The organism is Candidatus Rokuibacteriota bacterium, from assembly GCA_030647435.1.
Classification (GTDB): domain Bacteria; phylum Methylomirabilota; class Methylomirabilia; order Rokubacteriales; family CSP1-6; genus AR37.
In genome coordinates this window covers 25,795-38,195 of record JAUSJX010000107.1, presented here as the reverse complement: position 1 = coordinate 38,195, position 12,401 = coordinate 25,795, and the positions used below count along the sequence as shown (strand labels likewise).

14 protein-coding genes and 1 pseudogene are annotated in these 12,401 nt (G+C 68.6%); 5 read left to right on the top strand and 10 right to left on the bottom strand.

The features are described 5' to 3' along the window. Positions 1 to 29 precede the first annotated feature (29 nt). The 6 genes from Q7W02_18985 to Q7W02_18960 all read right to left on the bottom strand — a co-directional run bounded on the left by Q7W02_18985 (position 30) and on the right by Q7W02_18960 (position 4,026). The gene (locus Q7W02_18985) at positions 30 to 1,190 is read right to left on the bottom strand and encodes an NADH-quinone oxidoreductase subunit D (protein MDO8478243.1); all 1,161 of its coding nucleotides are present in this window, start codon (positions 1,188 to 1,190) and stop codon (positions 30 to 32) included. 76 nt (positions 1,191 to 1,266) lie between these two features. Continuing rightward, positions 1,267 to 1,902 carry an NIPSNAP family protein gene (locus Q7W02_18980; GenBank protein ID MDO8478242.1) on the bottom strand — a complete coding sequence of 212 codons (636 nt, stop codon included), beginning with the start codon at positions 1,900 to 1,902 and terminating at the stop codon, positions 1,267 to 1,269. 19 nt (positions 1,903 to 1,921) lie between these two features. Continuing rightward, positions 1,922 to 2,377, bottom strand: a complete 456-nt coding sequence (locus Q7W02_18975) for an NADH-quinone oxidoreductase subunit C (protein MDO8478241.1) — start codon at positions 2,375 to 2,377, stop codon at positions 1,922 to 1,924. Position 2,378: 1 nt separating this feature from the next. Next, positions 2,379 to 3,017, bottom strand: coding sequence for an NADH-quinone oxidoreductase subunit B family protein (locus tag Q7W02_18970; GenBank protein MDO8478240.1), 639 nt, complete (start codon positions 3,015 to 3,017; stop codon positions 2,379 to 2,381). After that, positions 3,008 to 3,361: an NADH-quinone oxidoreductase subunit A gene (locus Q7W02_18965; protein ID MDO8478239.1), complete on the bottom strand. Its 354-nt coding sequence runs from the start codon at positions 3,359 to 3,361 to the stop codon at positions 3,008 to 3,010. Before Q7W02_18965 ends, Q7W02_18970 begins: the two co-directional genes overlap by 10 nt. Positions 3,362 to 3,477: 116 nt before the next feature. Beyond that, on the bottom strand, positions 3,478 to 4,026 hold the full coding sequence (locus Q7W02_18960; GenBank protein MDO8478238.1) for a methyltransferase domain-containing protein: 549 nt from the start codon (positions 4,024 to 4,026) through the stop codon (positions 3,478 to 3,480). A gap of 91 nt (positions 4,027 to 4,117) precedes the next feature. On the opposite strand from Q7W02_18960, the gene Q7W02_18955 reads away from it, so the two are divergent. The 3 genes from Q7W02_18955 (at position 4,118) to Q7W02_18945 (ending at position 6,728) form a co-directional block, all read left to right on the top strand. After that, a complete protein-coding gene (locus tag Q7W02_18955; protein ID MDO8478237.1) occupies positions 4,118 to 4,549 on the top strand; it encodes a MaoC family dehydratase in 432 nt (143 codons plus the stop codon). Continuing rightward, positions 4,546 to 5,742, top strand: a complete 1,197-nt coding sequence (locus tag Q7W02_18950) for a CoA transferase (protein ID MDO8478236.1) — start codon at positions 4,546 to 4,548, stop codon at positions 5,740 to 5,742. Before Q7W02_18955 ends, Q7W02_18950 begins: the two co-directional genes overlap by 4 nt. A 95-nt stretch (positions 5,743 to 5,837) precedes the next feature. After that, positions 5,838 to 6,728: a transposase gene (locus Q7W02_18945; GenBank protein MDO8478235.1), complete on the top strand. Its 891-nt coding sequence runs from the start codon at positions 5,838 to 5,840 to the stop codon at positions 6,726 to 6,728. Here Q7W02_18945 and Q7W02_18940 read toward each other — a convergent pair. The 3 genes from Q7W02_18940 to Q7W02_18930 are packed head-to-tail and all read right to left on the bottom strand — an operon-like array spanning position 6,718 to position 9,722. Beyond that, positions 6,718 to 8,112 carry an alkaline phosphatase family protein gene (locus Q7W02_18940; protein ID MDO8478234.1) on the bottom strand — a complete coding sequence of 465 codons (1,395 nt, stop codon included), beginning with the start codon at positions 8,110 to 8,112 and terminating at the stop codon, positions 6,718 to 6,720. The two genes, Q7W02_18945 and Q7W02_18940, sit on opposite strands and share 11 nt — an antisense overlap. 12 nt (positions 8,113 to 8,124) lie before the next feature. Further along, positions 8,125 to 9,009: a TatD family hydrolase gene (locus Q7W02_18935; GenBank protein MDO8478233.1), complete on the bottom strand. Its 885-nt coding sequence runs from the start codon at positions 9,007 to 9,009 to the stop codon at positions 8,125 to 8,127. Further along, positions 9,006 to 9,722, bottom strand: coding sequence for an EboA domain-containing protein (locus Q7W02_18930; protein ID MDO8478232.1), 717 nt, complete (start codon positions 9,720 to 9,722; stop codon positions 9,006 to 9,008). The genes Q7W02_18935 and Q7W02_18930 overlap by 4 nt, the downstream gene beginning before the upstream one ends. A 182-nt stretch (positions 9,723 to 9,904) precedes the next feature. On the opposite strand from Q7W02_18930, the gene Q7W02_18925 reads away from it, so the two are divergent. Next, on the top strand, positions 9,905 to 10,777 hold the full coding sequence (locus Q7W02_18925; GenBank protein MDO8478231.1) for a UbiA family prenyltransferase: 873 nt from the start codon (positions 9,905 to 9,907) through the stop codon (positions 10,775 to 10,777). 115 nt (positions 10,778 to 10,892) lie between these two features. After that, positions 10,893 to 11,110: pseudogene (locus Q7W02_18920) on the top strand (ABC transporter permease). A 100-nt stretch (positions 11,111 to 11,210) separates the two neighbouring features. On the opposite strand, the gene Q7W02_18915 reads toward Q7W02_18920, so the two are convergent. Continuing rightward, positions 11,211 to 12,401 carry an MFS transporter gene (locus Q7W02_18915; protein ID MDO8478230.1) on the bottom strand — a complete coding sequence of 397 codons (1,191 nt, stop codon included), beginning with the start codon at positions 12,399 to 12,401 and terminating at the stop codon, positions 11,211 to 11,213.

The following is a 12,401-nucleotide window of genomic DNA, read 5'->3' as shown; positions in this document are numbered from 1 at the left end:
GTAGGGTGAGGGGGTGGGTTGACCTGGCCTCATCGGTCCACTTCGCCGAAGACGGGATCCACGGAGCCCATGATGGCGACGACGTCGGCGACCTTGTGGCCCGGGATGATGTGCGGCAGGAGCGCCAGGTTCGAGAACGAGGCGCCGCGCCACTTCATCCGGTAGGGCTTGGCTGATCCGTCCGCGATGAGATAGCAGCCGACCTCGCCGCGCGCGCCCTCGACGCGGGCATAGCCCTCGCCCTTGGGGATGCGCACCTGCCCCACCGACTTGACGCCCGGGCGAGACGAGATGGGACCTTCAGGAAGCCCGTCGAGAGCCTGGCGGACGATCTTGATGGACTCGCGGAACTCGACCATCCGCACCCGGTAGCGCGCGAAGCAGTCCCCCGCCGTCTCAACGGGCACCTTGAAGTCGAAGTCCCCGTAGGAGGAGTAGGGCTCGGCCCGCCGTATGTCGTAGTTCACGCCGGAGCCGCGGAGAAGCGGCCCGGAGATGCCGACCTCCTGCGCCAGCTCGCGGGAGGCCACGCCCACGCCCTGGGTCCGAGCCATGAAGAACGCGTTCGACTCGAGCATCTCTTCGAACTCGTAGATGCGCCCGTCGATCTTGTCCACGGTCGCGCGCACCTGCTGGGCCCAGCCCGCCGGGATGTCGTAGCGGACGCCGCCGACCTGGTGGAGCCCGTACAGGAGCCGCGCGCCCGTCAGCGACTCGAAGAGGTCGAGGACGTCCTCGCGCTCGCGGATGCAGTAGAGGAACACGGTCGCGCCGCCGCCCAGCGCCCCGCCCATGTCGAGGCACCAGGTGCCCAGCCAGACGCAGTGGGAGGCGACGCGCTGGAGCTCCGCGGCGATGACGCGCACATACTGCGCGCGCTTGGGCACGTCGATCTTGCCGATCATCTCCGCCGCGCGCACGTAGGCCAGCTCGCTCGTCATCGCGGCGACGTAGTCGGTCTTGGACGCGATGGACGGGTACTGGGTGTACGTGAGCGTCTCGGAGAGCTTCTCGTGACAGCGGTGGAGGTAGCCGATAACGGCGTCCATCGCGATCACGGTCTCGCCCTCGAGCGTGAGGATCGCGCGGAAGACCCCGTGGGAGGACGGGTGCTGAGGCCCCATGTTCATGGTGATGCGCTCGGCGCCGCCGTAGCCCATCTCGAGAACCTGCCGCGCTTCGATGTCCATTATTCGGTACTCGTCTCGCCGGGCTCCTCGCCTGCGGCTCGTCGGCCCCGTCTCATCTCGAAAATCATCGCGGGTGTTATTTCATCGGGGAATGCGGAGCCGGGTTGAGGATGATCGATTTCATCTCGGCGAGGCAGGGCGCGGATTTCCCAAGGAAGACCTGCCACTCGGGGTCCTGGAGCACCTTGCTCCTGACCGTGGCGCGGTCGTTGAGGTCCTTGTAGGCCCAGAGATGCACGGCCTCGTTGAGCTGCCCCGCCTCGGCCTGAAAGACCCCGACGTTCTTCGAGTACTTCTCGCGCGCCGGCATGACGCCCTTGAAGAGGCCGATCCACTCCGCCAACCGGCCGACGTGCGCCCGGTACCAGCGCAGCTCGTAGACGTGGCCGGGCTCGGCCGGCGGCTTGAGCGGTAAAACGCTCGACAGGATCTTGTTCTCCTGCGCCAGCAGCATGCCGCGCGTCTGCGGCAGGTAGCTCTTGGTCCACTCCTCGTTCTTCGCGAGCTCGCCGCGCAGCCGCTCCCGCTCGTTGAGGCTCTCGAACGTCCAGAGGTGGACGACCTGGTTCAGCGTCCCGAATTCCGTGGACCAGAAGCCCTCGAGCTTGCCGTACTTGTCGCCGCGAATCTTGCGGCCGATCTCGGAGGAGTTCTTGAGGTACTGGCCTTGCGTGCCCGGCTGGAGCGTGTAGGTCCGAAGCTCGTGGATCATGAGAAGACTCCCTTGTCTGTTAGCGATACGGGGGATGCGGCGTGTCCACGGCGTAGGACTTGAGCAGCGGGTGGCCTTCCCAGTCCTGGGGCAGGAGGATACGCCGCAAATCCGGATGCCCCTCGAAGCGGATGCCGAACATGTCGTAGCACTCGCGCTCCATCCAGTCGGCGCCGCGCCAGACGGGCTGGAGCGAGGCGCAGCGCGTCTCGCCGGGGCCGAGCTTCGTCTTCATGAAGACGGCGAAGTTGGCGTCCAGGTTCTCGACGCGCGCCACGACCTCGAGCCCCTGCTCCTTCCAGTCCACGGCCGTCATGAAGGAGAAATAGACGCAGCCGAGGGTCTCGCGGGCGAATTCGCCGAGCGGGAGCCACCGGTCCGCCGGCACCTCTACGACGAGGAGGGGGCCCTCGCCCGATACGGTGACGCCGAACCGCTCCTGAACCAGCCCGCGCGCCTGCTCCGGAGTCAGCACGCTAGTCGGTCTTCTCGGTGGGCGTGGCGCGCTGGCCCGTCGTGCGGAAGTGGGAGATCTGGTCCTGGAGCTTGAGCAGGCCATAGAGGAGCGACTCCGGAGGCGGCGGGCAGCCCGGCACGTAGACGTCCACCGGGATGACGCGGTCCACGCCCTTGACGACGTGGTAGCCGTGGCGGAACGGCCCGCCCGAATTCGCGCAGGAGCCCATGGACACGGCCCACTTGGGATCGGGCATCTGCTCGTAGATGCGCTTGAGCATCGGCGCCATCTTGATGGTGACGGTGCCGGAGACGATCATGAGGTCCGAATGGCGCGGCGAGGCGAAGGGCACCATGCCGAGGCGCTCGACGTCGAAGCGCGAGGCGAACGTCGCCATCATCTCGATGGCGCAGCAGGCGAGGCCGAAGGTCACGGGCCAGACCGAGGACTTGCGCGCCCAGTTGAAGAAGGCGTCGGCGACCGTGGTCACGATGAAACCGCCAGGAAAGTTGAAGACGCCGTCTTCCAGGGTCTCGAAGAGCGCGGAGTGCTTGTCGCCCTCGGGCCGCGTCTGGTGGAGCTTTTCCCACTCCTGGAGATCCTTGAACTCGGTCCAGACGGCTGGCGGTATCTGCGGCGTCGGAGCCTTTATTTCCATTCGAGGATGCCCTCCCGGAGCGCGTAGACCCAGCCGAGCCCGAGGATGGCCACGAAGAGCGCCATCACGCCGACGCCGCCCATCCCGAGTCCGCGGAGCACGAGCGCCCACGGGAAGAGGAAGATGGCGAGCGCGTCGAAGACGATGAAGATCAAGGCGACCAGGTAGAAGCCCACGGGGAACTGCACCCATGCCTCGCCGATTGGCTCGGCGCCGCATTCGTAGTTCTCGAGCTTCGAGAAGTAGGGGCGCGCGGGCCGCAGGACGGAGGCCGCGACGAGCGACACCACGGCGAACGCCACGATGAGCGCCAGAAAGATCATCACGGGCAGATACCCGGTCACGTGCGCGCCTCCTGAGAATGTGGAAAACCGCGCGGAGCATAGCACAGGCCCTGTGCGCAGTGTATCACGCGGATGCATCAGCACCCGGCCGGGCGCCCCGTTCTGAACCAGGGACCCTAGCGAGGCGGGACGATCCAGAGCGAGAGCACGTGGGTGCGCTCGGGGCCCTTGAAGTTGGCGACGCGCGCGGGCTGCCAGACGCCGATCGGGAAATCGTGGGAGACGATGCGCGAGCCGGGCTTGAGCTGGGACAGGAGCTTGGGCTTCAATCGCAGGTTGACGTCGGGCGACAAATACATCGTGACGACGGTCGCCGCGCTGATGTCGGCCTCGAAGATGTCCTGCAGGAGGAAGCGCGTGTTCTCCGCAACGCCAGCGCGCCGGGCGTTCTTCGCTGATTCGGCCACGAGATCCGGATCCAGCTCGATCCCCACCCCGCGCGCCCCGAAATCGCGCGCGGCCGCGATCACGATGCGCCCGTCGCCCGAGCCCAGGTCATAGACCGTATCGCCCGGGCCCACGCGGGCGAGCCTCAGTATCTCGACCACGACCTCGGGCGGCGTCCGGACGTCCGGCACCTCGACGCCGGGCACGCGCGCGCAGCCTGCGGCAAAGCCCAGCCAGAGGCCGGAGCACGCCGCGAGAAGCTTTCGGTTGCGGCTCATGAGAGGGATCCTACCCTATCGGCAGGCTTGACGCCGCCCGCGCCCGGCCCTACAGTCAGCCCGCTTCGCGGGAGAGAGAAAGGAGCACGACATGGCAATGGCCAAGGACGGGTTCGAGGCGCTCACGATCGGACGCCGCGTCACCTTCAGCAAAACCATCTCGGAATCTGACGTCTACCTCTTCGCCGGCATCACCGGAGATCTCTCGCCCAACCACGTGGACGAAGAGTACATGCGCAAGACCAAGTACGGCCGGCGCATCGCCCACGGCGCGCTCGCCCTCGGGCTCATGTCCAACACCTCGACGAAGATCCTCGAGGGGCTGGCGGGCACCTGGGTCTCCTACGGCTACGACAAGGTCCGCTTCCCCGCCCCGCTCTTCATCGGCGACACGGTCACGGTCGACTACGAGATCGTCGAGCGCGACCCGGTCCAGCGGAAGACCTTCGCGCGCGTCACCTGCACCACCCAGCGCGGCGACGTGGTGTGCGCGGCGACCCACATCCTCAAGGGCGTCGAGTGAGCGAGCGCCCGGCGCTCAGCGTCCTCGCGGGCGTCCGCGTCCTCTCGTTCACCCAGTTCCTGCTCGGGCCGTCGGGCGTCCAGTTCCTCGCCGACATGGGCGCCGACGTGGTCAAGATCGAGCCGCCGGGCGGGACGCTCTGGGAGCGGCACTGGTCGGGCGCCAATCTGTTTCTCAACGGCGTCAGCGTCTTCTTCCTCCTGGCGCACAGGAACCAACGCAGCCTGACGCTCGACCTGAAGAAGCCCGAGGGCCTCGCCGTCGCACGCAGGCTCGTCGAGAGCGCGGACGTGCTCGTCCAGAACTTCAGGCCGGGAGTCATGGAGCGCTTGGGGCTGGGCTGGAACGACGTCTCCAAGATCAACCCGCGGCTCATCTACGCCTCGGCCTCGGGCTACGGCGAGTCGAGCCCGTACCGCGACAGGCCGGGGCAGGACCTTCTCATGCAAGCGTTCTCCGGCCTCGCCTCCATTTCCGGCCGCGCGGACCAGCCGCCGACGCCCGTCGGCACGGCCGTCATCGACCAGCACGGCGCGGCGCTGCTCGCGATGGGCGTGCTGGCGGCGCTCCTCGAGCGTGCGCGCACCGGCAAGGGCCTCCAGGTCGAGGCCAGCATGCTCAAGGCCGCGCTCGATCTCCAGATCGAGGTCGCGTCGTATCACCTGAACGGCGCGCGCCTCGAGAAGAGCCCGACCGGGCTCGCGAGCATGTTCCACCCGCCGCCCTACGGCGTGTACGCGACGCGCGACGGGCACATCGTGCTCTCCATGTCGCCGCTCGGCGCGCTGGCGCGCGCGCTCCCGCTGCCCGCGCTCGAGCCCTACGTCGCCGTCACGTGGAACTTCGAGGCGCGCGAGGCCGTCGCCCGGCTCATCGACCCCGTCACACGCGAGCGCACGACGGCGGAGTGGCTCGAGCGCCTGGTGCCGCAGGGCATCTGGGCGGCGCCCATCAATACCTATACTGAGACCTTCGCCGACCCCGCCGTGCAGGCGGCCGACGCCGTCGAGGAGATCCAGCATCCCGTGGCGGGGCCCGTCAAGCTCCTCCGCTTCCCGCTCGAGCTCTCGACCGGCCGCGCGGCCATGCGGCGCCCGCCGCCCATGCCGGGCCAGCACACGGACGAGATTCTGCGCGAGTCAGGCTACAGCGAGGAGGAGATCACGCGCCTGCGCGCCACCGGCATCTCGTAGGGGTCAGGTCTTGCATTACGACATTTCTACTTTCATCAGCGTATCTCGCCGAGTACATCTTGAGCAACGCACCAGCGTGGCGGTACGGTCGAGCTATGGCACGGCCGCTTCGCTTGGCCTTCAAGGACGCGCTCTATCATGTCACGGCCCGCGGCAACGGGCGCCAGCCCATCTTCGAGGATGACGCAGACTGCGAGAGCTTCCTGGCGGTGCTCGCCTCCACTGTCGCGCGGTACCACATCCTGTGCCACGCGTACTGCCTGATGGGCAATCACTACCACCTCCTGCTGGAAACTCCCGAGGCCAATCTCTCCCGCGCCATGCGCCAGCTCAACGGAGTGTACAGCCAGCGCTTCGCCCGCCGGCACGAGCGCCCCGGGCACGTACTGCAGGGGCGGTTCCATGCCCAAGTGGTGGACCGGGATGCTTATCTGCGCGAGGTCTGCCGCTATGTCGTACTCAACCCGGTGCGCGCGGGCCTCGTCACCCATCCCGGACGGTGGCCCTGGAGTAGCTACCGCGCCACGGCGGGCGAGGCGCCCGTGCCCACGTTCCTGACGGTGGATTGGGTGTTGTCCCTTGGCGACACGCCCGTCCGCGCGCGGGCGGAGCATCGGTACCGGCAGTTCGTCGAAGCGGGGCTCGCGGAGACAGCCGATCCGCTGGAGCCCCTCAGCTCGCGGCTTGTGATGGGTGACGCCGATTTCTTGGCTCGCCTGCGTGAGCGAGCTCCGGACGCCGCCACCCTCGTCGAGGTACCGCGGGCGCAGCGTTTCGCCCTGCGTCCACCGCTGGCCGCGCTCTTCACAAACGTCACGTCCAAATGCGACCGCGATGCGCGATGTGCCCTCGCAGTCCATGAGCACGGCTACACCATGAAGGAGATCGGAGAGTTCCTCGGCGTGCACTACGCGACGGTGAGCCGTGCCCTGTCGCGGAGCGCTGAGTACCCCGTCGCGTCCAGCGTGTTGGATTTCAAGACCTGACCCCGGGTGCGAGCCCGAACACGTGGGCCAGGAGGAGCGACTTGACGTCGGTAGCCCGCACGACATCCGCGGGAACGAGCCCGGCCTCGCTCGAGATCAGCACGGGACCGGCCTCGGGGGTCTCGGGGAGCCGGCCGTGGGAGCCTCGCACGAGGCTCGCGTCGAGCGGGATCACGTCCATGAGGTACCGGAACCCGGCCGCCTTCCTGAGCAGCGTCCAGCCCACCTTGAGCTTGGGGGCGCGCAGCGCCGGATCCAGGAATAGCTCGACCGGATCGTAGCCGGGCTTGCGGTGGATATCGACGGTGCGCGCGAAGTCCGGCGCCACCTGGTCGTCGAGCCAGTAGTAGTAGGTGAACCAGCGGTCGCGGGCGGCGAGCGCCACCAGCTCCCCCGAGCGCGGGTGATCGAGCCCATGTGCGCGCTTCCCCTCGTCGTCGAGCACGGCCGCGACGCCCGGGAGCGCCTCGAGGAGCCGCTTCACCTCGGCGACCCGCTCGCGGCGCCGCACGTAGACGTGCGCCACTTGGTGGTCCGCGACGCAGAAGGCCTCGGACGCCCCGGCGTCCAGGAGCTCTCGCCCGAGCTCGGTCCTCACCCGGATGAGCCCGGCCTCGCGTAGGGCGCGGTTCGGATGGACGGGACCCCGGACCTCCGTGATGCCGTACTCCGAGAGCACGACGACCCGGGCCCCGTCGCGCCGCACGTGCCGGATCAGCTCGCCGCAGAGGGCGTCGATGGCGCCGAGGTCTTTCCGGAGATCGGGGTGGCGGGGACCTAAGCGCTGCAGGTTGTAGTCGAGATGCGGCAGGTAGACGAGAGTGAGCGTCGGCCGGCGCGTGTCGTAGACGTGCAGCGCGCAGTCGGCGATCCACCGGCTCGAGGTGATGTCCGCCGTCGGTCCCCAGAAGTTGAACAGCGGGAAGGTGCCGAGCCGCCCCTGGAGCTCCGCGCGGAGCTCGGGCGGCTCCGTGTAGATGTCGGGGAGCTTCCGCCCGTCCGCCGGGTACATGGGCCGCGGCGTGACGGCGTAGGTGGCGGTCGAGTACATGTTGTACCACCAGAAGAGATTCGCGCAGGTGAAGGCCGGATCGCGCCGGGCGGCCGTCTCCCAGATTTTCTCTCCAGCCACGAGCCGGTTGGACTGTCGCCAGAGCCAGACTTCCCCCAGGTCGCGGAAGTACCAGCCGTTGGCGACCGCGCCGTGGTCTCTCGGCGGGAGCCCCGTGGTGAAGGTGGACTGGACGGAGCAGGTGACGGCGGGCAGGACGGGCTCGAGCGGCCGCGCGCATCCCTCCCGGCTGAGCGCCTGGAGATTCGGTGTGGCGTCGCCGAGAAGGTCACCGGTCAGGCCGACGACAAGCAGGGCGACGGTCCGGTGCATGATGCCCCGGCGTCAGCGCTTCACGATGGGCTGCTGGCCCCGCAGGACCGAGTTCCCCTCCCACAGCTGCGTCTGGTCTATTGCCGGGCTGTCCGCCGCGGGGCCGAGGTCCAGTCGGCCGCTCTGGCTGAAGAAGGCGACGGGGTTCTCCCACACGATCCGCTCGATGTCCGCCTCGGAGATCCCGCTCTCGCGCATGAGGGCGGCGGTCTTGGGGACCTTCAGCGGGTCGCTCACGCCCCAGTCGGCCGCGCTGTTGATCAGGATCCGGTCTGGACCATATCGCTTGACGAGGGCGACCATGCGCGGCTCGTCCATCTTCGTGAAGGGGTAGATGGAGTGGCCCGCCCAGCACGCGCTCTCGAGCACCAGCGGCAGCGTCTCCTCGGTGTTGTGGTCGATGAGCGCCCGCTCCTCGGGGAACCCCACCTCCCGGATGAGCGCGAGGCTCCGCTCGGTTCCGCGCTTCTTGTCGCGGTGGGGCGTGTGGATCAGCACCGGCAGGTCGAACCGGATCGCCAGCTCGAGCTGCGCGGCGAAGTACTTGTCTTCCTCCGACGTCATGTCGTCGTAGCCGATCTCGCCCACCGCCACGACTCCATCCTTGGAGAGGTAGCGGGGCAGCAGGTCGATCACGCCCTGGGCGATCCGCGCGGAATTGGCCTCTTTCGGGTTGAGCGAGAGCGTGCAGAAGTGGCGGATGCCGAACTGGCTGGCGCGGAACCGCTCCCAACCCAGCAGCGAGGCGAAGTAGTCCTCGAAGGAGCCCACGTGCGTGCGGGGCTGTCCCATCCAGAACGATGGCTCCACGACGGCTGCGATGCCCGCCCCGGCCATGGCTTCGTAGTCGAGCGTGGTCCGGGACGTCATGTGGATGTGCGGATCGAAGAGCTTCATGGTTGGTCTCCCCTGTCTCCGGTGAGTCGGCCCCCTGTGAGTCGCCCAATGTCCGGCGGAACGCTCCGCCCGGCCGCCCGCCGCTCGCTCGCGTAGTCGGCGGCCATCCGGCTGAGCTCGGAAGTCACGCGGCCGTCGCACCCAATGATCCGCGCCAGCGCGACCCCCGTAAACAGCGCCTTGAGAACCATCTGGTTGAAGTTGAGCTCTGGGAAATGACGCGCCGGATACGGGTTCTCACACGCGATCGCTTCGAAGAGCGGCTGGATATGGCTCCGGCACGCGTCCACGGCGATCTCGAGAAATCGCTCCGGCGCGGGCAGCAGGGGCAAGGCCCGCAGCACGGCCTGCCGCTCGGCGCCGTCACCCTGGCGGTAGCATTCCTCCACAAGCGCCTCCAGCTCGGCCTCGGGCCAGTGGGCGGCCGCCGCGACGAGCAGCGCGACCCGGCCGAGCTCGTCCGCTCCCCAGGTCCCGATCGGCCAGCTTACGCCGGCCCCGGCCAGCCGCGCGATCTCCTCCTCGGTGGGCGCGAGGCGGGCCCGGCCGAGCCGTCGGGTCGCGGCCGTGAAGGCCTCCAGGAGCGCACCGCGGTCCGGCGCGGCCCCGAACGCCGCGGACGTCCGCGCGAGCCACTCACGGGACGCCGTCTCGGTCCTGCGCTCCACGAGCTCCCGAAGCGCCTTTTCCACCTGCGATGAAATCAGCGTCACCAAGCGGCCCTCCGTTCCCGTCCCAACGACTCCGCGTCCCTCTCGCATCGAAGGCGCCTGTCCCGGTCCCGCGCGCGCTGAGCATAGCCGAGGGGGGAACGCGACCGCAAGCGCCTTGCCGAGTCCGTTTGACACCCGGCTCCCGCGCTTGCTAGCGTCTGTGTCGTGGAGAGACAGCCCGCGTGAGTTGGAGCGTCTACCTCCGGCTCGGTCGGATTTCCAACCTGCCGACGGTCTGGACCAACGTGCTGGCGGGCGTCGCGCTCGCGGGCGTCTCCGTCGGCCCTGGTCCGCCGGCGCTTCTCGCCCTCGCCCTCTCGCTCTTCTACATCGGGGGCATGTATCTCAACGATGCCTTCGACCGGGAGATCGACGCGCGGGAGCGCCCCGAGCGCCCCATCCCGGCCGGACTCGTGAAGGCGACGACCGTGTTCGCCGCCGGCTACGGCCTGCTGGCGGCCGGCCTCGCGGCGCTGGCGGCGGAGGCTGCCTGGACGGGCCAACGAGGATATGCCTCCACGATCCTGTCCGGGTTCATCCTGGCGGCGCTCATCGTCTTCTACGATGCGCGCCACAAGGCGAATCCGTGGAGCCCACTTCTGATGGGGCTATGCCGCGTGCTCGTCTACGCGACCGCTGCGCTCGCCGTCGCCGGAGGTCTCGGGGCGCCGGTGGTGATCGGCGCAACCGTGCTCCTCTCGTACCTCATCGGGCTGACCTACGTGGCGAAGCAGGAGAACCTGGCCGCGTTTCGAAATCTCTGGCCGCTCTTGTTCCTCGGCGCGCCGTTCGCGTACGGGATCCCGGCGCTGACCCGCGGCGGCGTCGGGGCCGCGCTCTACCTGGGCTTCCTCGCCTGGGTCGGCTACGGCGTCTGGCTCCTCGTGCGGCCCGGGCGTGCCAACATCCCCCGCGCCGTCGTGAGCTTCATCGCCGGGATCTCGCTGCTCGACGGCCTTCTCATGGCCGGCGCGGGAGCGCCCGGCGCCGCCGCGTGGGGCGCGGGCGGCTTCGGCCTCACCCTCCTGCTCCAGCGCTACGTGCGGGGGACATAGGGGGACCGCTCAGGGCTACTTCCCTCCCGCCGCCCGGGCCTGGTCGCCCAGCGACGACATGAAGGCGATGACCTTCCACAGCTCGGGGTCGGACAGACGACCCTTCCAGCTGGGCATGGCGAAGATGAAGGAGATGCCGATCAACGACTTCATGACCAGGCAGGGGCGCATCCGCGAGGACGGGCGGGCGATCCGGGACATGTACCTGATGCAGGCCAAGACGCCCGACGAGTCGAAGAGCGAATGGGACCTGGCGAAGATCGTCGCGACGATTCCGGGCGACCAGGCGTTCCGCCCTCTTGCCGAGGGGGCTGCCCGCTCGTGAAGAAGTAGTCACGCCATGAAAGGGAGCCTCGCGCGCGTCCTGACCACGCATGCCGGCAGCCTACCCCGTCCCGACGATCTCATCGATGCTGCGCCGAACGACCCCCAGCTACTGACTCGCCGTTCGCCGCAGCCCGAACGTGAGCACCAGCGCCAGCACGTTGGAGAACATCATCACCGCGAACGCCAGGTCGTAGCCGCCCAGGCGATCGAAGGCGGCGGCGCCGAGATAGGCGCCGATGCCGCCGAACATGTGGTGCACCATGATGATCAGGCCGGTGAGGGCGCCGAGGCTTTTCGTGCCGAAGCTCTGCACCACGAAGATGACGGTGAGCGGCGCGGTGACCAGGAAGGTGGCGCCGAACACCAGGGCGAAGATCGCCACCGAGACGGTCGACTGGTCGACCAGGATCAGTACGAATGCGGCGAGTCGGGCGACGAACGAGGCCACCGTCGGCCACACCGGTCCGGATCGGTCGCTCCACGCCCCGGACGCCACCACGCCGACCAGCGCGGTCAGTCCCATCAACGCCAGCAGATTGCCGGCGAGGAAGGCATCGAACCCGCGGTCCTGGGCGAAGGCGACCACATGGGTGGTGACGAAGAAATCATCGAGTCCGCACAGGGCGTAGACGCCGAGCAGAAGCCAGAATTGGCGCGTGCTCGCCGCCTGCCGGGTGCCGAGGCCGGCGGGCGAGGCAGCGGCCTGTGCGCCGCGGCTGCCGCCTGTTGCGGGGATCGCCAGCACCAGCAGCGGCACCAGCACCAGATGGGCGATGCCGAGCCAGAAGAACACCGAACGCCAACCGATCGCGACCAGCACCGCCGCCAACGCGGAGATCACGACGAGCTGACCGACGCTCATGCCCGAGCTGACGACGGCATTGGCGAGTCCGGTGCGGCGGGGAAACGCCCGCGTCACCATCACGCCCACCGGGATGATCGAGGCGGCGCCGTTGCCGATGGCGAACACCACGCCGTAGAGGATGAGCGCGTGCCAGGGCGCAGCCATCAGGCTCATCAGGCCGATGCCGACCCCGGCGATAGCGAGCCCGCCGCCCAGCACCAGGCGCGGGCTCATGCGGTCGGACAGGCGCCCGGCGACATACATGCAGGCGGCCGAGACGATCTGGAACAGCGCCACTGCGATGCCGAGCTCGCTGCGCCCCCAGCCGAATTCCTCGACCACCGATTTCAGCGTCAGCCCGATGGCGAAGCGGGCGCCGCCGCCGATGAACAGCACGCAGAAGCCGGCGGCTAGCACCATCGTGGCGCTGGTGATGACGGTTCGTGTGGCCAC

Excerpts from the sequence above, each read along its gene's own strand:
- Q7W02_18960 (MDO8478238.1), bottom strand. The coding sequence starts at position 4,026 with ATGAGCCGCAACCGAAAGCTTCTCGCGGCGTGCTCCGGCCTCTGGCTG.
- Q7W02_18955 (MDO8478237.1), top strand. The coding sequence starts at position 4,118 with ATGGCAATGGCCAAGGACGGGTTCGAGGCGCTCACGATCGGACGCCGC.
- Q7W02_18970 (MDO8478240.1), bottom strand. The coding sequence starts at position 3,017 with ATGGAAATAAAGGCTCCGACGCCGCAGATACCGCCAGCCGTCTGGACC.
- Q7W02_18940 (MDO8478234.1), bottom strand. The coding sequence starts at position 8,112 with ATGCACCGGACCGTCGCCCTGCTTGTCGTCGGCCTGACCGGTGACCTT.
- Q7W02_18935 (MDO8478233.1), bottom strand. The coding sequence starts at position 9,009 with ATGAAGCTCTTCGATCCGCACATCCACATGACGTCCCGGACCACGCTC.
- Q7W02_18945 (MDO8478235.1), top strand. The coding sequence starts at position 5,838 with ATGGCACGGCCGCTTCGCTTGGCCTTCAAGGACGCGCTCTATCATGTC.
- Q7W02_18980 (MDO8478242.1), bottom strand. The coding sequence starts at position 1,902 with ATGATCCACGAGCTTCGGACCTACACGCTCCAGCCGGGCACGCAAGGC.
- Q7W02_18985 (MDO8478243.1), bottom strand. The coding sequence starts at position 1,190 with ATGGACATCGAAGCGCGGCAGGTTCTCGAGATGGGCTACGGCGGCGCC.